This is a genomic window from Micromonospora sp. MH99 (assembly GCF_021442385.1).
Lineage (GTDB): Bacteria > Actinomycetota > Actinomycetes > Mycobacteriales > Micromonosporaceae > Micromonospora.
Genome location: NZ_MUZA01000063.1, coordinates 1 through 25,590 on the forward strand (window position 1 = coordinate 1; position 25,590 = coordinate 25,590).

At 72.0% G+C, this 25,590-nt stretch carries 27 protein-coding genes; 15 read left to right on the forward strand and 12 right to left on the reverse strand.

Translation table 11 applies throughout. The features are described from left to right. A partial coding sequence (locus B0E54_RS25555; protein WP_234588627.1) for a multifunctional oxoglutarate decarboxylase/oxoglutarate dehydrogenase thiamine pyrophosphate-binding subunit/dihydrolipoyllysine-residue succinyltransferase subunit occupies positions 1-3,465 on the forward strand: 3,465 nt, incomplete at its 5' end. Positions 3,466-3,586: 121 nt separating this feature from the next. Beyond that, positions 3,587-3,772, forward strand: a complete 186-nt coding sequence (locus B0E54_RS25560; protein ID WP_139582193.1) for a DUF6104 family protein — start codon at positions 3,587-3,589, stop codon at positions 3,770-3,772. A 3-nt stretch (positions 3,773-3,775) separates the two neighbouring features. Here the strand turns inward: B0E54_RS25560 and B0E54_RS25565 are convergent, their stop codons facing one another. After that, positions 3,776-4,894 (reverse strand): NAD(P)/FAD-dependent oxidoreductase, encoded by a 1,119-nt coding sequence (locus B0E54_RS25565; RefSeq protein WP_234588628.1) that lies wholly within the window; start codon positions 4,892-4,894, stop codon positions 3,776-3,778. A gap of 102 nt (positions 4,895-4,996) precedes the next feature. On the opposite strand from B0E54_RS25565, the gene B0E54_RS25570 reads away from it, so the two are divergent. The 3 genes from B0E54_RS25570 (at position 4,997) to B0E54_RS25580 (ending at position 8,959) form a co-directional block, all read left to right on the forward strand. Further along, positions 4,997-5,686: a TetR/AcrR family transcriptional regulator gene (locus B0E54_RS25570; protein WP_234588629.1), complete on the forward strand. Its 690-nt coding sequence runs from the start codon at positions 4,997-4,999 to the stop codon at positions 5,684-5,686. A 91-nt stretch (positions 5,687-5,777) separates the two neighbouring features. After that, positions 5,778-7,847 carry a phosphate acetyltransferase gene (gene pta / locus B0E54_RS25575; protein WP_234588631.1) on the forward strand — a complete coding sequence of 690 codons (2,070 nt, stop codon included), beginning with the start codon at positions 5,778-5,780 and terminating at the stop codon, positions 7,845-7,847. Continuing rightward, positions 7,844-8,959 (forward strand): acetate/propionate family kinase, encoded by a 1,116-nt coding sequence (locus tag B0E54_RS25580; protein ID WP_234588633.1) that lies wholly within the window; start codon positions 7,844-7,846, stop codon positions 8,957-8,959. The genes pta and B0E54_RS25580 overlap by 4 nt, the downstream gene beginning before the upstream one ends. Before the next feature lie 55 nt (positions 8,960-9,014). Here B0E54_RS25580 and B0E54_RS25585 read toward each other — a convergent pair whose 3' ends face one another. Next, on the reverse strand, positions 9,015-9,188 hold the full coding sequence (locus B0E54_RS25585; protein WP_234588635.1) for a hypothetical protein: 174 nt from the start codon (positions 9,186-9,188) through the stop codon (positions 9,015-9,017). A gap of 158 nt (positions 9,189-9,346) precedes the next feature. Between B0E54_RS25585 and B0E54_RS25590 the strand changes: the two genes are divergently transcribed. Then, the gene (locus B0E54_RS25590) at positions 9,347-10,237 is read left to right on the forward strand and encodes an alpha/beta hydrolase (RefSeq protein WP_234588636.1); all 891 of its coding nucleotides are present in this window, start codon (positions 9,347-9,349) and stop codon (positions 10,235-10,237) included. 47 nt (positions 10,238-10,284) lie between these two features. Beyond that, positions 10,285-10,830 carry a nucleotidyltransferase domain-containing protein gene (locus B0E54_RS25595; RefSeq protein WP_234588637.1) on the forward strand — a complete coding sequence of 182 codons (546 nt, stop codon included), beginning with the start codon at positions 10,285-10,287 and terminating at the stop codon, positions 10,828-10,830. On the opposite strand, the gene B0E54_RS25600 is transcribed toward B0E54_RS25595, so the two are convergent. Beyond that, a complete protein-coding gene (locus B0E54_RS25600) occupies positions 10,712-11,173 on the reverse strand; it encodes a MerR family transcriptional regulator (RefSeq protein WP_234588638.1) in 462 nt (153 codons plus the stop codon). The genes B0E54_RS25595 and B0E54_RS25600 overlap by 119 nt on opposite strands. Before the next feature lie 90 nt (positions 11,174-11,263). Between B0E54_RS25600 and B0E54_RS25605 the strand changes: the two genes are divergently transcribed. Then, positions 11,264-12,313, forward strand: a complete 1,050-nt coding sequence (locus B0E54_RS25605; RefSeq protein ID WP_234588639.1) for an aldo/keto reductase — start codon at positions 11,264-11,266, stop codon at positions 12,311-12,313. A gap of 108 nt (positions 12,314-12,421) precedes the next feature. Next, on the forward strand, positions 12,422-13,390 hold the full coding sequence (locus tag B0E54_RS25610; RefSeq protein ID WP_234588640.1) for a chlorophyllase: 969 nt from the start codon (positions 12,422-12,424) through the stop codon (positions 13,388-13,390). A gap of 118 nt (positions 13,391-13,508) precedes the next feature. Here the strand turns inward: B0E54_RS25610 and B0E54_RS25615 are convergent, their stop codons facing one another. The 3 genes from B0E54_RS25615 to B0E54_RS25625 form a co-directional block, all read right to left on the reverse strand. Further along, on the reverse strand, positions 13,509-14,471 hold the full coding sequence (locus B0E54_RS25615; RefSeq protein WP_234588641.1) for a zinc-binding dehydrogenase: 963 nt from the start codon (positions 14,469-14,471) through the stop codon (positions 13,509-13,511). Positions 14,472-14,507: 36 nt separating this feature from the next. Next, entirely contained in the window at positions 14,508-15,686 is a 1,179-nt protein-coding gene (locus tag B0E54_RS25620) for an NADP-dependent malic enzyme (RefSeq protein ID WP_234588642.1), read from the reverse strand. A gap of 145 nt (positions 15,687-15,831) precedes the next feature. Beyond that, on the reverse strand, positions 15,832-16,182 hold the full coding sequence (locus B0E54_RS25625; RefSeq protein WP_234588643.1) for a S26 family signal peptidase: 351 nt from the start codon (positions 16,180-16,182) through the stop codon (positions 15,832-15,834). 84 nt (positions 16,183-16,266) lie between these two features. On the opposite strand from B0E54_RS25625, the gene sodN reads away from it, so the two are divergent. The 3 genes from sodN to B0E54_RS25640 are packed head-to-tail and all read left to right on the forward strand — an operon-like array spanning position 16,267 to position 17,629. Continuing rightward, a complete protein-coding gene (gene sodN / locus B0E54_RS25630; protein ID WP_007464694.1) occupies positions 16,267-16,671 on the forward strand; it encodes a superoxide dismutase, Ni in 405 nt (134 codons plus the stop codon). Then, positions 16,668-17,189, forward strand: a complete 522-nt coding sequence (locus tag B0E54_RS25635; RefSeq protein WP_234588644.1) for a GNAT family N-acetyltransferase — start codon at positions 16,668-16,670, stop codon at positions 17,187-17,189. The genes sodN and B0E54_RS25635 overlap by 4 nt, the downstream gene beginning before the upstream one ends. 32 nt (positions 17,190-17,221) lie before the next feature. Beyond that, a complete protein-coding gene (locus B0E54_RS25640) occupies positions 17,222-17,629 on the forward strand; it encodes an ATP-binding protein (protein ID WP_234588647.1) in 408 nt (135 codons plus the stop codon). A gap of 72 nt (positions 17,630-17,701) precedes the next feature. Here the strand turns inward: B0E54_RS25640 and B0E54_RS25645 are convergent, their stop codons facing one another. After that, the gene (locus tag B0E54_RS25645) at positions 17,702-18,136 is read right to left on the reverse strand and encodes a hypothetical protein (RefSeq protein ID WP_255787659.1); all 435 of its coding nucleotides are present in this window, start codon (positions 18,134-18,136) and stop codon (positions 17,702-17,704) included. On the opposite strand from B0E54_RS25645, the gene B0E54_RS25650 reads away from it, so the two are divergent. Continuing rightward, a complete protein-coding gene (locus B0E54_RS25650) occupies positions 18,135-19,085 on the forward strand; it encodes a diacylglycerol kinase family protein (RefSeq protein ID WP_234588651.1) in 951 nt (316 codons plus the stop codon). The two genes, B0E54_RS25645 and B0E54_RS25650, sit on opposite strands and share 2 nt — an antisense overlap. 447 nt (positions 19,086-19,532) lie before the next feature. After that, positions 19,533-19,790: a WhiB family transcriptional regulator gene (locus B0E54_RS25655; RefSeq protein ID WP_007072794.1), complete on the forward strand. Its 258-nt coding sequence runs from the start codon at positions 19,533-19,535 to the stop codon at positions 19,788-19,790. Positions 19,791-19,877: 87 nt separating this feature from the next. Here the strand turns inward: B0E54_RS25655 and B0E54_RS25660 are convergent, their stop codons facing one another. The 5 genes from B0E54_RS25660 to B0E54_RS32840 form a co-directional block, all read right to left on the reverse strand. After that, positions 19,878-20,666 (reverse strand): sirohydrochlorin chelatase, encoded by a 789-nt coding sequence (locus B0E54_RS25660; protein WP_234588665.1) that lies wholly within the window; start codon positions 20,664-20,666, stop codon positions 19,878-19,880. Beyond that, positions 20,663-21,424 (reverse strand): phosphoadenylyl-sulfate reductase, encoded by a 762-nt coding sequence (locus tag B0E54_RS25665; protein ID WP_234588652.1) that lies wholly within the window; start codon positions 21,422-21,424, stop codon positions 20,663-20,665. Before B0E54_RS25665 ends, B0E54_RS25660 begins: the two co-directional genes overlap by 4 nt. Continuing rightward, complete coding sequence (locus B0E54_RS25670) at positions 21,421-21,582, reverse strand: hypothetical protein (RefSeq protein ID WP_234588653.1); 162 nt, start codon at positions 21,580-21,582, stop codon at positions 21,421-21,423. The genes B0E54_RS25665 and B0E54_RS25670 overlap by 4 nt, the downstream gene beginning before the upstream one ends. Next, entirely contained in the window at positions 21,579-23,291 is a 1,713-nt protein-coding gene (locus tag B0E54_RS25675) for a nitrite/sulfite reductase (protein WP_234588654.1), read from the reverse strand. Before B0E54_RS25675 ends, B0E54_RS25670 begins: the two co-directional genes overlap by 4 nt. A 292-nt stretch (positions 23,292-23,583) precedes the next feature. Continuing rightward, positions 23,584-24,495, reverse strand: a complete 912-nt coding sequence (locus tag B0E54_RS32840) for a helix-turn-helix transcriptional regulator (protein WP_234588655.1) — start codon at positions 24,493-24,495, stop codon at positions 23,584-23,586. 63 nt (positions 24,496-24,558) lie between these two features. On the opposite strand from B0E54_RS32840, the gene B0E54_RS25685 reads away from it, so the two are divergent. Next, positions 24,559-25,584 carry an aldo/keto reductase family protein gene (locus B0E54_RS25685; protein ID WP_234588656.1) on the forward strand — a complete coding sequence of 342 codons (1,026 nt, stop codon included), beginning with the start codon at positions 24,559-24,561 and terminating at the stop codon, positions 25,582-25,584. The last annotated feature ends 6 nt before the right edge of the window (positions 25,585-25,590 follow it).

Sequence of the window (25,590 nt, forward strand, 5' to 3'; positions counted from 1 at the left end):
AAGCCGGCCGCCGCGCCGTCGACGCCGGCCAAGGCCGCGCCGGCGAAGGCCACCCCGGAGAAGGCCGCGCCGGCCAAGCCGGCCGCGAAGGCCGCCGCGCCGAGCGCCGACGGCCCGCAGACCACGCCGCTGCGAGGTGTCGCCGCGAAGATCGTCCAGAACATGGACGCCTCGCTGAGCGTGCCCACCGCGACAAGCGTCCGCGCGGTCCCGGCGAAGCTGCTGGTCGACAACCGCATCGTGATCAACAACCACCTCGCCCGGGGGCGCGGTGGCAAGGTCAGCTTCACCCACCTGGTCGGCTACGCGATGGTCCGGGCGCTCGTTCAGCACCCGGAGATGAACAACTCCTTCGCCGAGGCCAACGGCAAGCCGGCGGTGGTCCGCCCGGCGCACGTCAACCTCGGCATCGCGATCGACCTGGCCAAGCCGGACGGCAGCCGCAACCTGGTGGTCCCCTCCATCAAGGGCTGCGAGCAGATGGACTTCCGGCAGTTCTGGCAGGCGTACGAGGACGTGGTCCGGCGGGCGCGGCGCAACGAGCTGACCATGGAGGACTACTCCGGCACCACGATCTCGCTGACCAACCCGGGCGGCATCGGCACGGTGCACTCCATGCCGCGGCTCATGCAGGGGCAGAGCGCGATCATCGGCGTCGGCGCGATGGAATACCCGGCCCCCTACCAGGGCATGTCCGAGACCACCCTGGCCGAGCTGGCGGTCAGCAAGGTCATCACGCTGACCAGCACGTACGACCACCGGATCATCCAGGGCGCGCAGTCCGGCGAGTTCCTCAAGGTCATGCACGAGCTGATCCTGGGCGAGCACAGCTTCTACGACGAGATCTTCACCTCGCTGCGCATCCCGTACGAGCCGGTGCGCTGGGTGCGCGACGTGGCCGTCAACTCCGAGGGTCAGATCAACAAGACCGCCCGGGTGCACGAGCTGATCCACGCGTACCGCGTGCGCGGTCACCTGATGGCCGACACCGACCCGCTGGAATTCACCATCCGCAAGCACCCCGACCTGGACGTCCTCCAGCACGGGCTGACCCTGTGGGACCTGGACCGGGAATTCCCGGTCAACGGGTTCGCCGGCCGCCAGCGGATGAAGCTGCGCGAGATCCTCGGCGTGCTGCGCGACTCGTACTGCCGGCGCGTCGGCATCGAGTACATGCACATCCAGGACCCGGAGGAGCGGCGCTGGATCCAGGAACGGATCGAGCGCAAGTACGAGAAGCCGTCCGCCGATGAGCAGAAGCACGTGCTCAACCGGCTCAACGCCGCCGAGGCGTTCGAGACCTTCCTGCAGACCAAGTACGTCGGTCAGAAGCGCTTCTCGCTGGAGGGTGGCGAGTCGCTGATCCCGCTGCTGGGCGAGGTGCTCGAGTCCTCCGCCGAGAGCGGGCTGGACGAGGTGGTCATCGGCATGGCCCACCGGGGCCGGCTCAACGTGCTGGCCAACATCGTCGGCAAGCCGTACGAGAAGATCTTCTCGGAGTTTGAGGGTCACCTCGACCCGCGCTCGACGCAGGGCTCCGGCGACGTGAAGTACCACCTGGGCCAGAATGGCAAGTTCACCACCCCGGACGGCGAGCACGTCGTCAAGGTGTCCCTGGTGGCGAACCCGTCGCACCTGGAGGCCGTCGACCCCGTGCTGGAGGGCATCGTCCGGGCCAAGCAGGACCGGATCGACCTCAAGCTGGAGGGCTACACCGTGCTGCCGCTGGCGGTGCACGGCGACGCCGCGTTCGCCGGCCAGGGTGTGGTCGCCGAGACGCTCAACCTGTCGCAGCTGCGCGGCTACCGCACTGGCGGCACCGTGCACGTGGTGGTCAACAACCAGGTCGGCTTCACCACCGCCCCGGAGTACAGCCGGTCCAGCCTCTACAGCACCGACGTGGCCCGGATGATCCAGGCGCCGATCTTCCACGTGAACGGCGACGACCCGGAGGCCGTGGTCCGAGTGGCCCGGCTGGCCTTCGAGTACCGGCAGGCGTTCAACAAGGACGTCGTGATCGACATGGTCTGCTACCGCCGGCGCGGCCACAACGAGGGCGACGACCCGTCGATGTCCAACCCTCAGATGTACAAGATCATTGACTCGAAGCGGTCGGTGCGCAAGCTCTACACCGAGGAGCTGATCGGTCGCGGCGACATCACCGTGGAGGACGCGGAGGAGCTGCTGCGCGACTACCAGGCGCAGCTGGAGAAGGTCTTCAAGGCCACCCGGGACGCCGCCGCCACGCCGCGCCAGCTCAACCGCCCCCGCCGCGAGGAGGAGCCGGAGCCGGCGGTCGACACCGCCACCGACGCCGCAGTGGTGAAGGCGGTCGGCGAGGCGCACACCAACCTCCCCGAGGGCTTCACCCCGCACAAGCGGATCCAGCAGCTGCTCGACCGGCGGGCCAAGATGTCCGTCGAGGGCAACATCGACTGGGGCTTCGGCGAGATCATCGCGTTCGGGGCGCTGCTGCACGACGGGGTCACCGTCCGGCTCGCCGGGCAGGACTCGCGGCGCGGCACCTTCGTCCAGCGGCACGCGTCGGTGGTCGACTCCCGCACCGGCGACGATTACCTGCCGTTGAAGTCGCTCACCGGCGACGGCGAGCGGTCCCGGTTCTTCGTGCACGACTCGCTGCTGTCCGAGTACGCGGCGATGGGCTTCGAGTACGGCTACTCGGTGGAGAACGTCAACGCGCTGGTCGCCTGGGAGGCCCAGTTCGGTGACTTCGTCAACGGCGCCCAGTCGGTGATCGACGAGTTCATCTCCTCGGGTGAGGTGAAGTGGGGTCAGCGCTCCGCGGTGACCCTGCTGCTCCCGCACGGCCACGAGGGCCAGGGCCCGGACCACACCTCCGGTCGCCCGGAGCGGTTCCTGCAGATGTGCGCCGAGGACAACATGCGGGTGTCCATCCCGACGACTCCGGCGAACTACTTCCACCTGCTGCGCCGCCAGGCCCTGTCGCCGAAGCGCAAGCCGCTCGTGGTGTTCACGCCGAAGTCGCTGCTGCGGCACAAGCTCTGCGTCTCCTCGGTGGAGGACTTCACCACCGGCACCTTCCAGCCGGTGCTGCGCGACACCGCCGCCCCGGCACCGGAGTCGGTCAAGCGGGTGCTGCTGTGCTCGGGCAAGGTCTACTACGACCTGTTCCAGGCCCGGCAGGAGCGCGGCATCACCGACACGGCGATCATCCGGATCGAGCAGCTGTACCCGCTGCCGGTCGAGGAGATCCGGGCCGCCCTCGCGCAGTACCCGAACGCGGAGGACTTCGCCTGGGTGCAGGAGGAGCCGGCCAACCAGGGTGCCTGGTCGTTCGTCGCGCTCAACCTGCTGGAGCACCTCACCGACGTCCGGCTGCGGCGGATCTCCCGCCCGGCCGCGGCGGCCCCGGCGGTCGGCTCGGCCAAGACCCACGAGGTCGAGCAGACCGCGCTCATCGAGGCGGCACTTCCCCGCCCGTGACCTGATCGCGCCACGCGAGCCGGGGCAGGGCCGTTCCCACGGTCCTGCCCCGGCTCGCGTCGGTCCGTCCGAACCACCGACCCGCCCGGCCCACGCCGGGCCGAGCACGAGGACGTACGCCGTGTACTTCACCGACCGTGGCATCGAGGAGCTGGTCGAGCGCCGGGGCGACGAGCAGGTGACCCTGGAGTGGCTGGGCGAGCGCCTGCGCGACTTCGTCGACCTGAACCCCGAGTTCGAGACCCCGATCGAGCGCCTGGCCACCTACCTGGCCCGCCTGGACGACCCCGACGACGAGGACGCCTGACCGTCAGCTGCCGGCGAAGGCTCTGATGAGCGTGTGGGGTGTGCCGTCGCCCAGCATGTCCTGAAGGTCGGGGCCTTCGGCGTTTGCCGCGGCGCTTCGCACGGACATGGCCTGCTCGTACGCGGTGAGCGCGGTCTCGATGTCGTCGGGGTGCGCGGCGATGGCCGTGCCGAGGTCGGCGCCGTCGAGAAGGGCCAGGTTGGCGCCTTCGCCGTTGGGTGCCGCCAGGTGCGCGGCGTCGCCGAGCAGGGTCACCCCGGGCCTCCGGTCCCACCGGTGTCCGGCGGGCAGGGTGAAGATGTGGCGCAGGACCGGCGGGGTCTCGCCGTCGGTGACCAGGGCGGTGAGCTCCGGCGCCCAGCCGTCGAACTCCCGCACGATCCGCGCGATGGCCGCGTCGGGGTCGGCGAAGTCGATGGCGGCGAACCAGTCCTGCGGCCTGGCGAGCATCACCCAGGTGTGGAGGTTCCCGTCGCGCTCCCGATGGGCCAGGATCCCCCTGCCCGGCTCCAGCACCATCATCGCTCCGCTGCCGACGGTTTCCGCGCTGGTCGGGTGCCGGGTGTCGCCGTCGAACAGGTGGGTCTCGATGAATGAGAAGCCGGTGTACCCGGGTGTGGCCTCGGAGAGCAACGGTCGGACCCGGGACCAGGCGCCGTCCGCGCCGACCAGCAGGCTCGTGACGACTGCGGTGTCGTTGGTGAAGGCCACTTCGTGGCGACCCTCGCCGAGGGCGCGCACGCCGCTGACCTTGTGGCCCCACCGGACGGTGCCGGCCGGGAGTGAGTCGAGCAGCATCTGGCGCAGTTCACCGCGCTGCACCTCCGGGCTGCCACCCGTACCGTCGTCGGGTACGTCGAGCAGGAGGTTCGTGTGCCGGTCCAGGAGCCGCATCGCCTGACGCCCCTCCAGGACGAGCTTGCGGAACTCCTCGGTCAGGCCGGCCGTCTCCAGCGCGGGCTGGCCGTTGTAGTCGCGGATGTCGAGCAGTCCGCCCTGCGTACGCGTAGCCGGGGACGCCTCGGCCTCGTAGACCGTGGACGGGATGCCGTGTAGGTGCAGCACGCGGGCCAGCGCCAGGCCGCCCAGACCTGCTCCGATGATCGTGACCGGTGTCGTCATGGTGGTCCCCCAGGTCTGCTGGACGAGCCGTTTATGGATCGCCGCTCCAACGGACGTTAACACGACGTTGGAGCAACGATCCACCAGTGGGACACTGGGGCCATGGCGAAGAGAACCGCGAACGGAACCGCGGCCCGGCGACGCACGGACGCGCTGTCCCGGGAACTGATCATCCAGACCGCTACGGAAATCCTGGACAGCGACGGCGAGAGCGCCCTGACGCTGCGCGCGCTCACCGTTCGGCTGAAGACCGGGTACGGCGCGATCTACCACCACGTCGCGGACAAGAACGACCTGCTCGCGGCGGCCACCGACGACGTCATCACGAACGTGCTGTCCGGCACGGTCACCACCGGGGGCCCCCGCGAAACCCTGCGCCTGCTCGCCCTGGGCCTGTTCGACGCGATCGACGCCCACCCCTGGGTCGGTGCGGAACTCTCCCGGCAACCGTGGCGCCCCGCGTTGCTGGACTTCTACGAGAGCATCGGCAGCCTGCTGGACGCACTCGCCGTCCCCGAGGGGGCGCGCTTCGACGCGGCCGGAACCCTGGTGAACTACGTCCTCGGTGTCGCCGTCCAGAACGCCGCGAACGCCCGGCACCTCGCCGACGGCGACACGGACCGGGGGGCGTTCCTGAACACCACAGCCGAGCAGTGGGCACACCTGGACCCCGGCAGGTACCCGTTCGTCCACGCGACGGTGACGCAGCTTCGCGAACACGACGACCGCGAGCAGTTCCTGGCCGGCATCGACATCTTCCTGACCGGCATCGCGGCCCTGCGCCCGGCGTGACCCACCTGCCGCAACGGGCGCCCGGCGGGGCCCGGGACGTGGGGGCCGTAGGGCCCGGGTGGGGAGTCTCGCGATCTTCTAGGGTGGGGCTGTGGCTCGCAGCGTGTATCTGACCAGCGTCGGTTCCGGCGGGGGCAAGTCGACAATCGCCCTCGGGCTGGCGGAGTTGCTGTCCCGCCAGGTCGGGCGGATCGGCGTGTTCCGCCCGCTGGTGGCCGACACCGGCCCGGACCCGATCCTCGCGCTGCTGAGCGAGCGGTACCGGGTCGAGGTGCCGCTCGCCGACCTGGCCGGCTCCACCTACGCCGAGGCGGCCCGGCTGGTCGCCGACGGCCGACGGGAAGAGCTGATCTCCGCTGTCGTCCAGCGGTACCGGGCGGTGGAGCGGCAGTGCCCGGCGGTCGTCGTGGTGGGCAGTGACTTCGACGAACCGGGCGACCCGGCGCACCCCCGCGAGCTGGCCTTCAACGCCCGGCTGGCCACCGAGTTCGGCAGCGTGGTGGTGCCGGTGGTCGACGGCTACGAGCAGGAGCCGGCGGCCGTCGCGGCGGCCATGCGAGGGGCGTACCACGATGTGGCCGACCTGGGCGCGACGGTGCTCGCGGTGATCGCCAACCGGGTGTCCGAGCCGATGACGCTGCCGGAGCTGCCCGTGCCGGCGTACGCCATCCCGGAGGTGCCGAGCGTGTCGGCGCCGACGGTGGCCGAGGTGGCGGCGGCGCTCGGCGCCACCCTGCTGGCCGGCGACGACGCGGCGCTCGGCCGGGACGTGCTGGACTACGTGGTCGGCGCGGCACACGTGCCGACCCTGCTGGGCCACCTCACCGAGGGCGCTCTGGTGATCACCCCCGGGGACCGGGCCGACCTGCTCGTCGCCGCCAGCGCGGCGCACGTGGCCGGGCAGGTGTCGGTGGCCGGGCTCGTGCTCACCCTCGGCGAGCAACCCGACCCCCGGGTGATGCGGCTGGTGGAGGGCCTGAACACCGGCCTGGCCGTGCTCTCCGTGCGCAGCGACAGCTACGACACGGTCGAGGCGTCCAGCCGGATCGAGGGGCGGCCCAGCGTGGCCAACCCCCGCAAGGTGGAGGCCGCACTGGGCGCGTTCGAGCGCTGCGTGGACACCGACGACCTGGCCCGCCGGCTGCGGGTCAGCCGGTCGACGCGGGTCACCCCGCTGATGTTCGAGAACGAGCTGATCGACCGGGCCCGCTCCAAGCCCCGGCACCTGGTGCTGCCCGAGGGCGCCGAGGAGCGCATCCTGCGAGCGGCGGAGATCCTGCTGCGCCGGGGCGTGGCAGACCTGACGCTGCTCGGCCGCCCGGACGACATCGCCCGGCGCACCCGCGAGCTGGGCATCGACCTCGGCGACGCCCGGTTGGTCGACCCGGCCACCAGCGGGTGGCGCGACGAGTTCACCGCCGAGTACGCGCGGCTGCGCGCCCACCGGGGCGTCACCGCCGAGCTGGCGCACGACATCGTGGCCCAGCCCAACTACTTCGGGACGCTCATGGTGGCGGCCGGGTACGCCGACGGCATGGTCTCGGGCGCCACGCACACCACCGCCGCGACCATCCTGCCCGCGTTCGAGATCATCCGTACCGTGCCGGAGGTCTCGGTGGCCTCCAGCGTCTTCTTCATGCTGCTCGCCGACCGGGTGCTGGTCTACGGGGACTGTGCCGTCAACCGCGACCCGGACGCCGCCCAGCTCGCCGACATCGCGATCTCGTCGGCCGACACCGCCGCCCGCTTCGGCATCGAACCCCGGGTCGCCATGCTGTCGTACTCGACCGGCAGCTCCGGTGCGGGCGCGGACGTGGAGAAGGTCGCCGCGGCCACCGCGCTGGTCCGGGAGCGTCGGCCCGACCTGCTGGTCGAGGGGCCGATCCAGTACGACGCGGCAATCGACCCCGCCGTGGCCGCGACGAAGCTGCCCGACAGCCCGGTCGCCGGCCAGGCCACGGTCTTCATCTTCCCGGACCTCAACACGGGCAACAACACGTACAAGGCGGTGCAACGCTCGGCCGGGGCGGTCGCCGTCGGCCCGGTCATGCAGGGCCTGCGCCGGCCGGTGAACGACCTGTCCCGGGGCGCGACCGTGCCGGACATCGTCAACACGGTGGCGATCACCGCCATCCAGGCGGCCGCCGAGGAGGCGTCATGAGTCGGGTACTGGTGCTCAACTGCGGGTCATCCTCGGTGAAGTGGCGGCACTACGACGGAGACCGGACCGTCGACCAGGGCACCGTCGAGCGGGTCGGTGAGCCCGGCGGCGGCCCGGCGGACCACGCCAGCGCCGTCCGGCAGATCCTGGCCGGACTGGACCTGACCGGACTGGCGGCGGTCGGGCACCGGGTGGTGCACGGCGGCCGGAAGTTCACCACCCCGGTCCTCATCGACGACGCGGTGCTGGCCGCGATCAAGGATCTGGTGCCGCTGGCCCCGCTGCACAACCCGGCCAACCTGGCCGGCATCGAGGTGGCCCGCGCGGCGCTGCCGGACGTCCCGCAGGTCGCCGTCTTCGACACGGCGTTCCACCACACCCTGCCCGAGGCCGCCGCGACCTACGCGATCGACGTGGACACCGCGCAGCGGTACGGCATCCGCAGGTACGGCTTCCACGGCACCTCGCACGCGTACGTCTCCCGGCGTACCGCCGAACTGCTGGGCCGCCCGTACGAGCAGCTCAACACCATCACCCTGCACCTGGGCAACGGGGCCAGCGCCTGCGCGGTCGCGAACGGCCGCAGCGTCGCCACCTCGATGGGGATGTCACCCCTGCAGGGGCTGGTGATGGGCACCCGCAGCGGCGACCTCGACCCGACAGTCATCTTCCACCTGCGGCGGGAGGGCGGGATGTCGGTCGACGACATCGACGACCTGCTCAACCACCGCAGCGGGCTGCTCGGGCTGACCGGCGTCAACGACATGCGCGAGGTGCTCCAGCGCCGGGCCGCCGGGGATCCGGCCGCCGCGCTGGCCTTCGACGTGTACTGCCGGCGGATCACCGGGTACGTCGGCGCGTACTACGCGCTGCTCGGCCACGTGGACGCGATCGCGTTCACCGCCGGCGTGGGCGAGCACGCCGCGCCCGTCCGGGCCGCCGCGCTGGCCGGACTGGCCCGGCTCGGCATCACCGTCGACGAGGCGCGCAACAACGGCGACGGCGACCGGCTGATCTCGCCGGACGACGCCCAGGTGAGCGTCTGTGTCATCCGTACCGATGAGGAACGGGAGATCGCCCGGCAGACCCGGGACGTGGTCGGGGCGCACTGACGTCGCCCCGACCCCGTGGAGTCGGGCCAAGCTCAGCGCATCGCCGCGCGCCGGCTCAGCGCATCGCCAGCCAGGCGACGAGGGCCACCAGCAGCACGACGACGACCGCCGCACCGACGATGAGCGGCAGGCGGGACGGCGCGTCGGCCGGACCGGCGGCCTCCGGCGTCTGGGTGAAGGCGCGGAACGCCTCGGTGTTGCCGCTGGGGTCGGTGTAGTTCTCAGCCATGTCGGTGACCCTAGCGAAGCCGGTCGCGGAGCACCGCCCCCCGTCTGTGCCGTCCCACCGGGTCGAACCGGCCGGCGGAGGCGACCCGACCGGGTGGCGGCCAGAGCCGGGCCAGACGGCGGGGCCGCTGGACGTGCCCGGGCACCTACGGTGAAACGGTGGGGGTTCGACGGCTGGTCGCCGTACTGGTGACGGCGCTGCTGGCCGGTTGTGCGCCGGCAACCGCCGTGGCGGGTGGGTCCGCCGGGCCGCCGTCCGCGCGCCGAGCGCCCGAGGGGTCGTACGTCGTCGGCGTGCGTACGCTCACCCTCGATCCGCGCTCGGCGCGTCCCCTGCCGGTGACCATCTGGTATCCGGCCGGCACCGACGGGGTGGCCGCCGGGCGGTTCCCGGTGGTGATCTACAGCCACGGTCTGCACAGCCGGCCCGAGCTGCACGCCGGGCTGACCACCCGCTGGGCGGCGGCCGGTTTCGTGGTGGCCGCGCCCGCGTACCCGCACACCCGTGCGGGTGCCGCGCACTTCACCCGGGCCGACGTGCGCAACCAGCCCGCCGACGGTTGGCGGCTGATCCGGCACCTGGGCCGCCTCGACGGCGACCGGGCTGATCCGCTCGCCGGCCACCTGGACCTCACGTCGATCGCCGCCGCCGGTCACTCGGCGGGCGGCTTCACCACCTCCGGCATGTTCACCGAGGGCCACCCGGCCCGGCTGCGCGGGGGCATCGTGATCGCCGGCGGCGGGCTGCCGGGCAGCTTCGCCGGACCGACCGCACCGGTGCTCTTCGTGCACGGCACGGCCGACCCGGTGGTGCCGGTGACGGTGGGCCGGGCGGCGTACGCGCGTACCCCGGGACCTGCGGTATTCGTCAGCGTGCTCGGCCAGGACCATGGCGCGTACCTCACGCCGGGTAACCCCGGATTCGCCGCCGTTCTCGCCACCACCACCGACTTCCTGCGCTGGACCCTCTACGGCGACCGGACCGCCGGCGCCCGCCTGCCCGCCGACGCGCGCACGCCCGGCACCCGCTACGAGTCCCGCCCGGCCTAGGGTTCTTCGCCCGGGTGTCACGGCGGTGCCCCGGCTAGAGTGCCCGGGTGGACGACCTCGCGCGCCGCCAGTTGGCGAGCATCGCCGACGTGGTCGAGGTGGCCGGGTCGGCCGGCATCGCGGTGTGGTTGCGGGGCGGCTGGGCGATGGACTTCCAGCTCGGCGAGGTGTCCCGACCGCACGTCGACGTCGACTGGTACTGCTGGCGCGAGGACGCGGCCCGGCTGGCCGCCCTGCTGCTGGCCCGGGGCTGGCGCCCCGATCCCCGGATGCCTGTGGAGTTGCAGCTCGATCTGTTCGCCGGCGACGTGGAGGTGAGCGTCGCGTACCTGGGTCGGGACGACGCCGGTCGCCCGACGGTGGGCGCCGGGTCCTGGGCCGGCACACCACTGCCGGCCGGGATGCTGGACGCGCCATCCGGCCGGATCGGCCCGTTGACCGTGCCGACGATCTCGGTGCCGGCGCAGATCGAGTTCAAGCAGATGTACCCGGTGTGGATGCCGGAGCGGCCCCGCCGTCCGAAGGACGCGGACGACCTGGCTCGACTGCGGGCCGCGCCTCGTCGAGCAGGTCCTCGTACACCCCGACCTTGAAGCCGATCAGGTCCAGGCACTGGGTGAGCCTGCCGATCTGGCCGGTGACGCGCTCCTGGTGCTCGCGCATCAGGGCGAGACGTTCCTCCTCGTTGCCGGCACCCTCCCGGACGAGGTCGGCGTACCGGCGCAGCGCGGGCAACGGCATGCCCGAGGTACGGAGAATGATGCAGACGGTCAACCAGTCGACGTCGTCCTGGCTGTAGACGCGACGCCCGCCGGGCCCACGGCGTACCGGATCGACGAAGACGCCCTCCTGCTCGTAGAAGCGCAGGGCGTGCACGCTCAAGCCGGTGCGTTCGGCGACCTGCCCGATGCTCAGACTCACGATGTCCTCGGCCATGCCGAGCAGGGTAACGAGGCTTGACCTAGAGCCGACTCCAGCTCCTAGGGTCCCCCGTGATCGTCACGACATCGCCAGAGGAGCATCGGCATGCGCTATCGCACACTCGGCGGGACCGGCATCGAGGTGAGCACCCACTGCCTCGGAACCATGATGTTCGGTGCCGTCGGAAACCCGGACCACGACGACTGCGTCCGCATCGTCCACGCGGCCCTGGACCAGGGCATCAACTGCGTCGACACCGCCGACATGTACGGCCAGGGTGAGTCCGAGCAGATCGTGGGCAAGGCGCTGCGGGGGCGCCGGGACGACTTCGTCCTCGCCACCAAGGTGCACTTTCCGATGGGTGCGGGACCCAACCAGGGTGGCAACTCGCGGCGCTGGATCCTCAAGGCCGTCGAAGGGAGCCTGCGGCGTCTGGGCACCGACTGGATCGACCTCTACCAGGTCCACCGGCCCGACCCCGCTACCGACATCGAGGAGACGCTCTCGGTGCTCACCGACCTCGTCCGCGACGGAAAGATCCGCGCCTTCGGGTGCTCGACGTTCCCCGCCGAGGAGATCGTCGAGGCGCACCAGGTCTCCGAGCGTCGCGGCCTCGGCCGGCTGCGCACCGAGCAGCCGCCGTACTCGATCCTGGCCCGTGGGGTCGAGGCGTCGACCCTGCCGGTCTGCCAGCGCTACGGCATGGGGGTCCTGGTCTGGAGCCCGCTCGCCTTCGGGTTCCTCAGCGGGAAGTACCGCAGGGACCGGCCCGTCGACCTGTCGACCGGGCGTGCCGTGCTCCGGCCGGCGCAGTTCGATCCCACGCTCGCCGAGAACGCCGCCAAGCTCGACATCGTCGAGCAGCTCGTCGACCTCGCGGCGGGCATCGGCTGCACGCTCCCGCAGCTCGCCATCGCCTTCACGGTGGCCCATCCGGCGGTCACCTCGGCGATCATCGGACCGCGGACCATGGCGCACCTGGAGGACCTGCTCAAGGGCGCCACGCTCACCCTGGACGACGCGACCCTCGACCGGATCGACGAGATCGTGCCGCCCGGAACCAACCGGTACGACCCCAACGCCGCCTTCCCGCCACGCTCCCTGACCGACACCGCCCGGCGGCGACGCCCGCTCCCCGAACGCGCCGCAGCCTGAACGAACCGGTGACGCCGCGTCCCGCGGTCCGGGTCAGCCGGTCACGGCGTGGGCACCGCGCGTCGAACCGCGCCGAGCCGGCCGGCGCGGCAGGGCACAATTGGCTTCATGTCGCGTCGCGTCACCCCCACGCTGCTGGCCAGCGCCCTGCTCATGGCCGGCCTGGTCGGCTGCTCCGCCGACGCCCGCAAGACCGAGGGCTGGCAGGCGCCCGCCGAGCCACCGCCCGCCGCCGCCACGCCGACGCCGCAGGTACCCTCCGGGACCGCCCCGAAGAGCGCCTTCGGCGTCGGCGTACGCCAGCTCAAGCTGAACCGGGACGGCCGTGCGCTGCCGACGACGATCTGGTATCCGGCGGCCGGGAAGGCCGGCGGCGCGGTCAAGCGGTCCGCTGCGGCGGCGCAGGGCCGGTTTCCGGTGGTGATGTTCAGCCACGGCCTCACCGGGCGGCCGGAGGACTACGCCACCCTGCTGACCCGCTGGGCGGCGGCGGGCTTCGTGGTGGCCGCGCCGACCTTCCCGCACACCTCCCGGGGCGCCGACGGCAACATCCTCGACGTGCTCAACCAGCCGGCCGACGTGTCGTACGCCCTGACCCAGGTGCTGGCGCTCGACGGCAAGGCCGGCGACGGGCTGCGCGGCCGGCTGGCCACCGACCGGGTCGGCGCGGCCGGGCACTCGGCCGGCGGGGTGACCACCATCGGCCTCTTCACCGCCAGCCGGGACGAGCGGCTGGACGCCGGGGTGGTCTTCGCCGGTACGGCAGTCGGCGTGGGTACGGCGTTCGCGGGCGCGACCGCGCCGCAGCTGTTCGTGCACGGCGAGCTGGACGAGGTAATCGACTACGCGGCGGGCAAGGCGGCGTACGACAAGGTGCCCTGGCCGAAGGCGATGCTCAGCCTGCCCAAGGGCGACCACGGGCGGGCGCTGCTCGGCGACGCCGCGACGTTGCGGGTCGTCTCGGACACGTCCGTGGAGTTCCTGCGCTGGTCGCTGTACGGCGACGCGGAGGCCAAGAAGCGCATCTCCACCGACGCGACCCGCAACGACATCGCCACCTTCGACAACCACCTCTAACCCGCGCCCCCACCCCCTCTCCCCTCCGCGATCTTGCACTTACTGTCGGGGCATAACGGGATATTTTCCGTGAATCGTCGACAGAAAGTGCAAGATCGCGAGAGGGAAAGGGCGGGGGTCAGGCGGTGTGATCGATGACGATCTTGCCGAAGGCGTCGCCGGAGTGCAGGCGGGCGAAGGCGTCCTCGACCCGGCTGAACGGGACCACGGCGTCGATCACCGGACGGACCTCGTTCTCGGCGCAGAACGCCAGCAGCTCGTACAGCTCCCCCGGCGTGCCCATCGAGGTGCCCAGGATCTCCAGCTGCATGGCGAAGACCCGGCGCAGGTTGACCGACGGCTGGTGGCCGGCCGTGGCGCCGGAGACCACGATCCGGGCCATCGGCGCGGCCGACTTCAACGAGTGGTCGAACGTCGCCGCGCCCACCGTCTCGATCACCACGTCGACCCGCTCCGGCAGCCGGGCACCGGACTCCAGGGCGGTCGCCCCGAGGGCGGTGATCCGCTCCCGCTTGGCGGCGTCCCGGCTGGTCGCGTACACCCGCTTGCCCATCGCGAGGGCGAGCGCGACGGCCGCGGTGGCGACGCCGCCACCGGCGCCCTGCACCAGCACGCTGTCGGCGTCCGCGACGCGGCCCTTGGTGGTCAGCATCCGCCACGCGGTCAGCCAGGCCGTGGGCAGGCACGCCGCGTCGGTCGCCGCCATGCCGTCGGGCAGGGGGATCAGGTTCGACCGGGGTACGGCGACCCGCTCGGCGAGCGTCCCGGCGAAGTGCTCGGACAGGATGGAGACCCCGCGCGGGTCACCCGGCGTGACGACGACCGGGTAGACGACCATCTCGTTGCCGTGCTCGTCCACGCCGACCGCGTCGCAGCCGAGGATCATCGGCAGCTGGGCGTCGGTGAGGCCGACCCCGCGCAGCGACCAGAGGTCGTGGTGGTTGAGCGAGGTGGCCCGCACCTGCACGGTCACCCAGTCGTCCTCCGGGTGGGTCGGCTCGGGCCGCTCACCGACGGTGAGGGCGGCGAGCGGATCGGCATCGTCGAGGCGGGAGGCGAAGGCGGCACGCATGATCGGCACGGTAACAAGCTGAGCGCCCGTTAAGAAGTGCTCCGCCTACCGGCGGGCGACTCCGTCGCGGCGGGCCGCTTCGGCGACGGCCTCGGCGACGGCCGGGGCGACCCGCGGGTCGAGCGGCGACGGGACGATAGCGTCGGCGGTCAGCGACTCGGCCACCACGCCGGCGATGGCGTCGGCGGCGGCGACCTTCATCCCCTCGGTGATCCGGGTGGCCCGCGCATCCAGCGCGCCCCGGAACACGCCGGGGAACGCCAGCACGTTGTTGATCTGGTTGGGATAGTCGCTGCGGCCGGTCGCGACCACCGCGACGTGCCGGGCGGCCACCTCGGGGTGCACCTCAGGAGTCGGGTTGGCCAGGGCGAACACGATCCCGCCCGGGGCCATCCCGGCAACGGCCGCCTCGGGAATCTGCCCGCCGGAGACCCCGATCAGCACGTCCGCGTCGCGCAGCGCCTCGGTGATGTCGCCCTGGCGGCCGTCGGCGTTGGTGCTCGCCGCCAGCTCGGCCTTGGTGCCCGTCAGCTCGTCGCGGTGCCGGCCGATGATCCCCTTGGAGTCGCACACGACCACCTGGTCGGGGTTGACCCCACCGGCGACAAGCATCTTCGTCACGGCCACGCCGGCCGCGCCCGCGCCGCTCACCGCGACCCGCAGGTCACCGAGCTTGCGGTTGAGCAGGGTGGCGGCGTTGCGCAGCGCGGCGAGCACCACGATGGCGGTGCCGTGCTGGTCGTCGTGGAAGACCGGGATGTCCAGCGCCTCGTCGAGCCGGCGCTCCACCTCGAAGCAGCGCGGCGCGCTGATGTCCTCCAGGTTGATGCCGCCGAACGACGGGGCCAGCGCCCGCACCACCGCGACGATCTCGTCCACGTCCTGGGTGTCCAGGCAGACCGGCACCGCGTCCACCCCCGCGAACTGCTTGAACAGCACCGCCTTGCCCTCCATCACCGGCAGCGCGGCGCGCGGCCCGATGTTGCCGAGCCCGAGCACCGCCGAGCCGTCGGTCACGACGGCCACGGCGTGCGACGCCCAGGTGTAGTCGTCGGCCAGGTCGGGGTCGGCGGCGATCGCCTCACACACCCGGGCCACACCCGGGGTGTACGCGAGGGAGAGGTCCTCGCGGCTGGTGAGCGGGACCGTCGAGGCGACGGCCATCTTGCCGCCGCGGTGCAGTTGGAAGACGGGATCAGCAGGGTCCACGGTGGACGAAGACATGGCGGTGACTCCAGGATCTGTCGAGCAGATGTGAGGCGGCCGGGCCGGCCGCGAGGTGGGCGGCGAGCGGTGGCACGCGGTGCGGGGGGTCACCCGGGCACTTTCCGAGCATAGTGTCGGCACCGGCCCTCGGATGTGAGCAGGGTCATAACTGCCGACGGGGCACCCGTCCGGGGCGGGGCCAGTAGCGGAACACCACCCGCCCGCGTACGTCCGCCACCCCGTACGCACGGGAGTCGTCGGTGACCAGATCGTTGTCGCCGCGCAGCCACCAGCCGCCGTCCTGCGGCCGTACCGCCCGCTTCACGACCAGCAGCTCGGGACGCGTGCGGAACACGGCGACCACCACGTCACCGGGCCGGATCGGGCGCCCGCCCGAGCGGACCAGCACCGCGTCGCCGTGCCGCAGCGTCGGCGCCATGGACGGGCCGGTCACCGAAACGGGCGTCAGCGGCCCGCGCAGGTACGGCGCCTCCGCCGGGTGATCGGCTCGCACTGGTTTCACCTCCACCCGGTTCGGGGAGCATTCCCAGGAGTAATGTCGCCTTTGATCATCGCAAACTTCCCATGGAGGATCCCGATGCGACTTCCGCGCATCCTTGCGCCCCGCGTCACCGCGAGCGCTCACTGCGACCTGCCGTGCGGCGTCTACGACCCGGCCCAGGCCCGGATCGAGGCCGAGTCGGTCAAAATGATCTGCGAGAAGTACCAGGCGAACACCGACCCGGAGTTCCGTACCCGGGCGGTCATCATCAAGGAGCAGCGCGCCGAGCTGGTCAAGCACCACCTGTGGGTGCTCTGGACCGACTACTTCAAGGCGCCGCACTTCGAGAAGTACCCGAACCTGCACACCCTGTTCAACGAGGCCACCAAGCTCGCCGGCGCCGGTGGCGTCAAGGGCAGCCTCGACCCGGCCACCGCCGACAAGCTGCTCGCGAAGATCGACGAGATCGCCAAGATCTTCTGGGAGACCAAGAAGGCGTGACCGACCCGGTCATCCCGACGATCCGGCCGGTACGTCCCGAGGACGTGCCGGCCGTCGTCGCCATGGTGCACGAGCTGGCGGAGTACGAACGCGCTCCCGACCAGTGCCACCTCACCACCGAGCAGCTCACCTCGGCGCTGTTCACGACCGCTCCGGCGCTCTTCGGCCACGTCGCGGTCGACGAGCGCGACCGGCCGATCGGCTTCGCCCTGTGGTTTCTCAACTTCTCCACCTGGGCCGGCGTGCACGGCATCTACCTGGAGGATCTCTACGTCTCGCCGGCCGCCCGGGGCACCGGCGCGGGCCGGCTGCTGCTCGCCACGCTTGCCGACATCTGCGTACGACGGGGTTACCGACGGCTGGAGTGGTGGATGATCGAGTGGAATCCGGCTGCCGGTTTCTACGCCTCGATCGGCGCCGAGCAGATGAGCGAGTGGGTCCCCTACCGGCTCAGCGGTGACGCGTTGCGCGACCTTGCCGCTCAGGCGGAGGCCGCCGACACGCGCCCGAACGACTGACCGGGTAGAGTCCCCGACCGGGGGGATGAGGCGTGACTCAACTGACCGGCCAGCCAGCGACCGACGACGACGTGGTGCACCTCACGGTGCCCGCCGACGGCGGCTACCTCGGCGTGCTCCGCACCGCCACCGCCGGTCTCGCGGCCCGGTTGCAGTTCGCGCTCGACGAGATCGAGGATCTGCGGATCGCTGTCGACGAGGCGTGCGCCATGCTGCTCGCCATCGCCACCCGCGACGCCGAGTTGGAGTGCCGGTTCTCGGTCACCAACGACGCGCTGACCGTCGAGGTGACCGTGCCGACCGTGCGCGGGGCGACGCTGCCCGCCGAGTCGTCCTTCGCCTGGAAGGTGCTCACCGCCCTGACCACGTCGGCGTCCGCCGGGGCCTCCGACGGCCGGGCGACGATCTCGTTGCTCACCCGCCGCTCCGGCGGCTACTGACCGACACGCCCCGCCGGCCCCGCCCGGCCGGGGCCGCGGGCGAACCCGTTGCCCTGCGCCCGTGCGGCGGGGTCACTCGAAGCCGAGGGCCTTCGTGGTGGGCGGGCTGACGAGCAGCCAGCCGACGCCCAGGCCGAGCGCCATCAGCGGTACGCCCAGCCAACCCAGCCCGGCCTGGATCATGAACCAGCCGATCGGCAGCAGCATGAGCTGAAGGACGATCGCGGGGGCCCGCGCGCCGGCCTGTCGGCGCAGCAGCGCGCGGCCCAGAGCCCAGAGCGCGACGGCCGCCCCGACGGCGAACGCGGTCACCAGCAACGCCGAGGCCAGGTCGGTGGTGGTGGCGGTGAGATCGGCCCAGACCAGCCAGACCGCGATCAGCCCGACGGCGACCGCCTCCGCCCAGAGCAGCCGCACCGCCCAGCGGAGTGTGACGGGAACCGGGGCCGAGTCGATGGTCACGCGCGCCACGATACCCGGGCTACCGAGAGGTACAGTGCCGCCCATGCGGGCCGTCCTGGTGGTCAATCCGAAGGCCACCACCACCAGCGAACGCAGCCGGGACGTGCTTGTCCGGGCGCTGCGCAGCGAAGTCGACCTCAGTGTGCGCTACACCCGTCGCCGGGGGCACGCCATGGCGCTGGCCCGGGAGGCCGCCACCGAGGGGGTCGACCTCGTCGTCACCCTGGGTGGCGACGGCACGGTGAACGAGGTGGTGAACGGCCTGATGTCGGCCGAACCGCCGGCCGGTGCCGAGGGCGCGTCGATGGCGGAGCGGCTGCCCGCGCTGGCCACCGTTCCGGGCGGTTCGACGAACGTGTTCGCCCGCGCGGTGGGCCTGCCCCGGGAATGGCCGGAGGCGACCAGCATGATCCTCGAAGGGCTGCGCCTGGGCCGGCACCGCACGGTCGGGCTGGGCCGCGCTGATGACCGCTACTTCACCTTCTGCGCCGGGTTCGGCCTGGACGCCGCGGTGATCCACCGGGTGGAGCAGGCACGGCGCAAGGGGCGGGTCTCGACGCCGGGCCTCTACCTGCGCTCGATCATGAACCAGTACTTCTTCGCCTCGGACCGACGGCATCCGGCGATCAGCCTGGAGCGACCGGGTGAGCCGCCGGAGGAGGAGCTGGCCACCGTCATCATCCAGAACACCGCTCCGTGGACGTACCTGGGCGACCGCGAGGTCAACCCGAACCCGGAGGCGTCGTTCGATCTCGGCCTCGACGTGCTGGCACTGCGTCAGCTCCGGGTGGCTAGCACAACACGGACAGTCACTCAGTTCCTGTCCCGGCGGCCGGATCCGAGCGGTCGTCAGGTGTTACGACTCCATGACACGGCGGAGTTCACCCTGCTCTCCAGCCGTCCGCAGGCGTTCCAGCTGGACGGCGACTATCTTGGCGAGCGGGAGAAAGTCAGATTCACATCCATTCCGGCCGCACTCAGAGTAATCTGCTAGGTCTCGGGTACTGCCCTTGGTCGACGCGGCGCCGCAACCGCACCGGCAGGCGCCGCCACACCGAGGGGCAGGTGCCGGAAATGTCAGCAATGTCACGCGGACTGTACTATATTGATCCTCGGCTGTGGCACGGCGGGTAACCAGGAACGCACTGGAACCCGGACAAATGGGTTGTGGGCTTGCTCACCGCTTGGAGTTTTTCCGAGCGTCACCCTTGACATCACGAGCGTTCGTGAAAGTATTCACAAGCGAACTTGAGTTACCGGGACATTGCCTGGATATGCTCGTCAGGTTGAGCTGTTCCAGCAGGTCTCCGAGGCTAACCGCCTGCTCACGCACTGCCGAATGGTCAGACGCGAACGGTCACCATAGGCAATGCGGATGCATATAGGAAAAGCACTACCCGCAATAAATTGCCACCCATCCAGAATGAGGAGTGTTGCCGCCATGGACTGGCGTCACCATGCTGTCTGCCGCGACGAGGACCCGGAGCTGTTCTTCCCGATTGGGACGTCCGGACCGGCTCTCCTGCAGGTCGAGCAGGCCAAGGCCGTCTGCAGGCGCTGCTCCGTGACCGACCAGTGCCTGCAGTGGGCGCTCGAGTCCGGTCAGGACGCTGGCGTCTGGGGCGGGATGAGCGAGGAGGAGCGGCGCGCTGTGAAGCGGCGCGGCGGCCTCCGGGTGCTGCGCGCTCACTCCGCCTGATTCCCCCAACGACACAGCTGCACGCCCCGGCAGGTCCGCCTGCCGGGGCGTACTGCTGTCCCGTGCCTGGCCACACCGGCTGAGCCGTCAACCTGTAGGTGCCAGCGCGCCCCGGTCGTCGACCCGGCGCAGCACCAGCTCGGCCAGCTCGGGCGCGTCCGTCAGTGGGGCCGCCACCGCCACCGCACCGGCCGCCCGTGCCGAATCGGCCACCGCGTCGTGGAACAGGCCCGGCGCGAGGAAGTACGCGGACACCGCCACCCGGCGCGCGCCAGCCGCCCGCAGGCGGGCCACTGCCACACCTGTCGCCGGTGGGGCCGCCGAGGCGTACGACACCCGGCAGGGCACCCCGAACTCGACGCCGAGCGCGTCCGCCACCCGGCCCACCGAACCGCGCGCCCGCGCGTCCCGGGTGCCCGCGGCGGCCAGCACCAGCGCGTCGAAGCGCCCCGGGCCAACCTCGCCGAGCCGCCGGCGCAGCCCCGCCAGCAGCGCCGGCGACACCGTTCCGTCCGCCGGGCCGAGCACGTCGGTGACCCGTACCGACAGTGGGGGCCCGGCCTGCGTCGCGGCGGCGACCGCCGCCGGAATGTCCACCCGGTGGTGGTACGCGGCGGTCAGCAGCAGCGGCACGACAACCGCGCGCGGATGCCCCGCCTCGGCCAGCTCGCGCAGCACCTCGGTAGGTCCCGGCTCGGTGTGGTCCAGCCAGCTCGCCCACACCGACAGGCCGGGCCGGGCGGCCGACACCGCCCGGGCCAGCGCCCGGGTGGCCTCGGCCGCTCGTGGATCCCGGCTGCCGTGCGCGACAAGCACCACCGGGACCGCCCCGCCGGCCGCGTCCGGGCCGGTCGGGGTCGTCGGTGACGGGGTCAGACGTGCAGCCCGCACTCGGTCTTCTCGAACATGGCCCACCGCCCGGCCCGCGGGTCCTCCCCGGCCTTCGTCCGCCGGGTGCACGGCCAGCAGCCGATCGAGCCGTAGCCCTGCTTGAACAGCTCGTTCACCGGAACGTTCCAGCGGGCGATGTAGGCGTCCACGTCCCCCTGCGACCACGCCGCGATCGGGTTGACCTTCACCTTGCCGCGCCGCGCGTCGAACGTCACCACAGGCGTGTTGGCCCGGGTCGGCGACTCGTCCCGGCGCAGACCGGCGGCCCAGGCGTCGTACCCGGACAGCGCCCGCTCCAGCGGCTCCACCTTGCGCAGCTGGCAGCAGTCGTCCGGCGACTTGTTGAACAGTCGCGGGCCGTACTGACCGTCCTGCTGCCCCACCGTGAGCCGGGGCCGGATCGACCGGACGTTCACCGGGAGCGTCCGGGCCACCTCGTCGCGGACCCGCAGCGTCTCCGGGAAGTGCAGACCGGTGTCGAGGAAGACCACGTCCACCCCCGGGGCGACCCGGGACACCAGGTGGGCCAGGACGGCGTCGGCCATCGAGCTGGTGACACAGAAGCGGTCACCGAAGGTCTGCGCAGCCCAGCGGGCGATCTCCAGGGCGGGGGCGCCCTCCAGGTCCCGGGCCGCCTGCTCGGCCAGCGTCCGCAGCTCGTCCGGGCTGCGCCCGGCCGGCTCGGTCGACGTCTGAGCGCCCGGACCGACCAGGCGCAGGCTCGCAGCGGAGACGAGGCTCATCGGGTCACCGCCCGGGAGAGCAGCCCGGTGAACTTCACCGCGAAGACCCGTGCGCAGGCGTGGCACTCCCAGGCGCCGTGCCCCGCCTCGTGCGGCCGCAGGTCCTCCTCGCCGCAGTAGGGGCAGTACAGGGGTGCCGCTCGGTTCTCGCTGCTCATCGCAGTTCCTCCTCGTCGACTCTGATCACCCAGTTGGCGAACGTCTCGCCCTCGCTCCGACCGGCCAGGTAGCGGCGGGCCAGCCGTTCCACGTACTCCGGAAGCTCGTCGGCGGTGGTCTTCAGGCCGCGCAGCTTGCGGCCGAAACCGGCCGTCTGCCCCTGGGCCATGCCCAAGCCGCCGCCCAGGTGCACCTGGAAGCCCTCCACCTGCCGGCCGTCCGGGCCGACCACCAGCTGACCCTTGAGGCCGATGTCCGCGACCTGCGTGCGGGCGCAGGCGTTCGGGCAGCCGTTGATGTGGATCGAGATGTCCGCGTCGAAGTCGCGCAGCCGCTGCTCCAGCCGGGCCACCAGCTCCTCGCCGCGGGCCTTCGTCTCGACGATGGCGAGCTTGCAGTACTCGATGCCGGTGCACGCCATCGTGCCGCGCCGCCAGGCCGACGGCCGGGCCTCCAGCCCGATCCCGCGCAGCGCGTCGACAAGCGACTCCGTCCGCTCCGACGGCACGTCGAGCACGAGCAGCTTCTGGTACGGGGTGAGCCGCACCCGGTCGCTGCCGTGCGCCTCGGCCACGTCGGCCAGTTGGGCGAGCTGCCCACCGGAGACCCGCCCGACCACCGGGGCGGCCCCCACGTAGTGCCGCCCGTCGGCCTGCTCGTGCACGCCGACGTGGTCGATCGGCTTCGCCGGCAGCTCCGGGGCGGGGCCGTCGAGCAGCGTACGGCCCAGGTACTCCTTCTCCAGGACCTCCCGGAACCGCTCCACGCCCCAGTCGGCCACCAGGAACTTCAGCCGGGCCCGGTTACGCAGCCGGCGGTAGCCGTAGTCGCGGAAGATCCCGACCACGCCGGCCCACACGTCGGGGATCTCGGCCAGCGGCACCCAGGCGCCGAGCCGCTGGGCCAGCATCGGGTTGGTGGAGAGCCCGCCACCGACCCAGAGGTCGAAGCCGGGGCCGTGCTCGGGGTGGTCGACGCCGAGGAGGGCGATGTCGTTCGACTCGTACGGGGTGTCGACCAGCCAGGAGATGGATGTCTTGAACTTGCGGGGCAGGTTGGAGAACTGCTTGTCCCCCACGTACCGGGCGACGATCTCGTCGATCGCCGGAGTCGGGTCGACCAGCTCGTCGCGGGCCACACCGGCGACTGGGCTGCCCAGCACGATCCGTGGGCAGTCGCCGCAGGCCTCGGTCGTCTGCAGGCCTACCGACTCCAGCCGACGCCAGATCTCCGGCATGTCCTCGACGCGGATCCAGTGGTACTGGATGTTCTGCCGGTCGGTGATGTCGGCGGTGTCCCGGGCGAACTCCCGGGAGATGTCCGCGACCACGCGCAGCTGAGCCAGGCTGAGCTGGCCGCCGTCGATGCGGACCCGGAGCATGAAGAACTCGTCCTCCAGCTCGTGCGGCTCCAGCACTGCGGTGCGCCCGCCGTCGATGCCGGCCTTGCGCTGGGTGTAGAGGCCCCACCAGCGGAAACGGCCACGCAGATCCTGCGGGTCGATGGAGGCGAAGCCGCCGCGCGCGTAGATGTTCTCGATGCGCGCCCGGACGTTGAGCGGGTCGTCGTCCTTCTTGATCCGCTCGTTGGGATTGAGGGGCTCGCGGTGGCCGAGCGCCCACTGACCCTCACCCCGGGGCCGGCGTGGCGCCCGGGCCGGGCGGGTCGTCGGGTCCTCGGAACGGGGCGGGATGCTGCTGACCGCCATCGCGGCGACCTCCGTTGTCTGCTGTGCCTCGGGCTACGCGGGGCGCGACGGCCGGCCCGCGAGGCGGGCGGGACAACGGTGTCTTCAGACAGCCGGCGCGGAGCGCGCCCGAGACGGATTGGTCGGGCGTCGTCAGTAGGCCGGACAGATCGCGCTGCGCACGCGGCCGTAATCGACGTGGCGACGAGCCACGAAGCGGCGGACGACTGCGGCGGTCATGGGGCCCATGCTGCCACACCCCATGGGGGCCGGCCAATGTCCGCGTGCTGGATCCCACATCACGGGCCGGAGGTCAGCCGACCAGGCGGTCACCAAGGACAGTTCGGGCATAGCGCACCACCCGCCCCTGCCGTACGCCAGCGATCAGGCCGTTGTCCCGCAGCGTGGTGAGGTGGTGCGACGCGGTCGCTGGCGCGAGACCCAGCATCGCGGCCAGCTCACCGGTGCTCAGCGGCGAGTCGAGCAGCGAGAGCGCCGCCGCCCGCGTAGCGCCGAGCAGGGCGCCCAGCGCGGTGCTGGGCGGTGGCGAGTCCCACAGCCCGCCCAGCCCGGTGGGCGGATAGCAGAGGGCGGGGCCGGCGTCGCCCTCCATGATCGCGTGCACCGTCGGTCCGGAGAACGAGGTTGGCAGCAGCGTCCACGGGCGGCCGTCCAGACCGGCCGGCCGGGTCGTGCCGACGGCGACCCGCAGCGCCGCGCCGTCCCACCTGATCAACGGGTGCAGCTCGCGGAGCAGGGTCCGCCCACCCTGCTCCGCGGCGAGCAGCGCCCGCCGCCGGATGTCCGCCAGAGCGAGCGCCCGCAGCCGGGGCCAGTCCGGTGCGATCAGCAGGGTGAAGTACCGGTGGAGCTGCGCGACCAGCTCGTCCGGGGGCAGCCGGGGTGCGCCGGCCCGGTCCAGTTGCCGGCGCACCAGGGACGGGTCGGTGCCGGCGACCGCCCGCAGCTCGGCGGTCAGGTTCGGTGCCACGCCGATCGGGGTGAGGAAGTCCGGCACGTAACCGTTGGACGGTGTGAGCACCGCCAGCAGCGGCTCCAGGCCGGCGTCCGGCAGCAGCCGCTGCGCGCGTTCCCGCCACGGGCGGTGCATCCAGTACTTCGCCGGCTTGCGCAACGCCCAGGAGCTGGCCACCAGCTCGGCCAGCGGCGAGTGCGCGAACCGAACCCGGCTCAGGTCGTCGGGCGAGAACCGAACCTCGATCACCCACGGATTCGACCACGGTCGAACGGTTCGGCGACAGGGCGGGGCGACCCGAGGATCCCCGGTATGGAGTACAGGCAACTGGGCCGGTCGGGCCTGCGCGTCAGCGCGGTCGCGTACGGCAACTGGGTCACCCACGGCAACCAGCTCGACGACGACGCGGCGGCCGGGTGCGTGGCCGCCGCCCTGGACGCGGGCGTCACCACGTTCGACACCGCCGACCGGTACGCACAGGGACGAGCCGAGGAGGCGTTGGGCAAGGCGCTGCGTGGCGTCCGACGCAGCTCGATCGAGCTGTGCACGAAGGTGTGCCTGCCGGTTGGGCCGGGGGCCAACGACGCCGGGCTGTCCCGCAAGCACATCATCGAGGGCTGCCACGCCTCGCTGAGCCGGCTGGGCACCGACTACGTCGACCTCTATCAGGCGCATCGGTACGACGACAGCGTGCCGTTGGAGGAGACGATGCTCGCCTTCGCCGACCTGGTCCGCCAGGGCAAGGTGCTCTACGTCGGCGTCTCCGAGTGGACCGCACCGCAGTTGCGGGCGGGTCAGCGGCTCGCCGCCGAGCTGCACATCCCGTTCGTCGCGAACCAGCCGCAGTACTCGATGCTGTGGCGGGTGGTGGAGGCCGAGGTGTCGCCCGCCTGCGCCGACCTCGGCCTGGGTCAGCTCGCCTGGGCGCCACTCGCGATGGGCGTGCTGACCGGTCGGTATGAACCCGGCCGGCGTCCGCCCGCCGGATCCCGGGCCACCGACGGCTTCGGGGGCTCGTTCGTCGCCCGCTACTCGGCGGATCTGCTGCTCTCCCGGGTACGCCAGCTCCGACCCGTCGCCGAGGCGGCCGGCTGCACGATGGCCCAGTTGGCGGTGGCGTGGGTGCTGGCCCGTCCGACCGTGGCGAGCGCGATCGTCGGCGCGTCCCGGCCCGAGCAGCTCGCCGAGACGGCCAAGGGCGCCACGGTACGGCTCGACGACGAGCTGCTGGCCCGCATCGACGCCGTGCTCGACGAACTCGTGGAGCGTGATCCGGCGAAGACCGCTCGGCCGAACGACGTGATGCCCGCATGGCGCCCACCGCCTCCCGCCGGCTGACGCCCA

What these genes read in the sequence shown, in the direction of transcription:
- B0E54_RS25565 (WP_234588628.1), bottom strand. Translation starts at nt 4,894, where the DNA reads ATGACGACACCGGTCACGATCATCGGAGCAGGTCTGGGCGGCCTGGCG.
- B0E54_RS25570 (WP_234588629.1), top strand. Translation starts at nt 4,997, where the DNA reads ATGGCGAAGAGAACCGCGAACGGAACCGCGGCCCGGCGACGCACGGAC.
- B0E54_RS25580 (WP_234588633.1), top strand. Translation starts at nt 7,844, where the DNA reads ATGAGTCGGGTACTGGTGCTCAACTGCGGGTCATCCTCGGTGAAGTGG.
- B0E54_RS25585 (WP_234588635.1), bottom strand. Translation starts at nt 9,188, where the DNA reads ATGGCTGAGAACTACACCGACCCCAGCGGCAACACCGAGGCGTTCCGC.
- B0E54_RS25600 (WP_234588638.1), bottom strand. Translation starts at nt 11,173, where the DNA reads ATGGCCGAGGACATCGTGAGTCTGAGCATCGGGCAGGTCGCCGAACGC.
- B0E54_RS25605 (WP_234588639.1), top strand. Translation starts at nt 11,264, where the DNA reads ATGCGCTATCGCACACTCGGCGGGACCGGCATCGAGGTGAGCACCCAC.
- B0E54_RS25610 (WP_234588640.1), top strand. Translation starts at nt 12,422, where the DNA reads ATGTCGCGTCGCGTCACCCCCACGCTGCTGGCCAGCGCCCTGCTCATG.
- B0E54_RS25620 (WP_234588642.1), bottom strand. Translation starts at nt 15,686, where the DNA reads ATGTCTTCGTCCACCGTGGACCCTGCTGATCCCGTCTTCCAACTGCAC.
- sodN (WP_007464694.1), top strand. Translation starts at nt 16,267, where the DNA reads ATGCGACTTCCGCGCATCCTTGCGCCCCGCGTCACCGCGAGCGCTCAC.
- B0E54_RS25650 (WP_234588651.1), top strand. Translation starts at nt 18,135, where the DNA reads ATGCGGGCCGTCCTGGTGGTCAATCCGAAGGCCACCACCACCAGCGAA.
- B0E54_RS25645 (WP_255787659.1), bottom strand. Translation starts at nt 18,136, where the DNA reads ATGGGCGGCACTGTACCTCTCGGTAGCCCGGGTATCGTGGCGCGCGTG.
- B0E54_RS25655 (WP_007072794.1), top strand. Translation starts at nt 19,533, where the DNA reads ATGGACTGGCGTCACCATGCTGTCTGCCGCGACGAGGACCCGGAGCTG.
- B0E54_RS25665 (WP_234588652.1), bottom strand. Translation starts at nt 21,424, where the DNA reads ATGAGCCTCGTCTCCGCTGCGAGCCTGCGCCTGGTCGGTCCGGGCGCT.
- B0E54_RS25670 (WP_234588653.1), bottom strand. Translation starts at nt 21,582, where the DNA reads ATGAGCAGCGAGAACCGAGCGGCACCCCTGTACTGCCCCTACTGCGGC.
- B0E54_RS25675 (WP_234588654.1), bottom strand. Translation starts at nt 23,291, where the DNA reads ATGGCGGTCAGCAGCATCCCGCCCCGTTCCGAGGACCCGACGACCCGC.
- B0E54_RS25685 (WP_234588656.1), top strand. Translation starts at nt 24,559, where the DNA reads ATGGAGTACAGGCAACTGGGCCGGTCGGGCCTGCGCGTCAGCGCGGTC.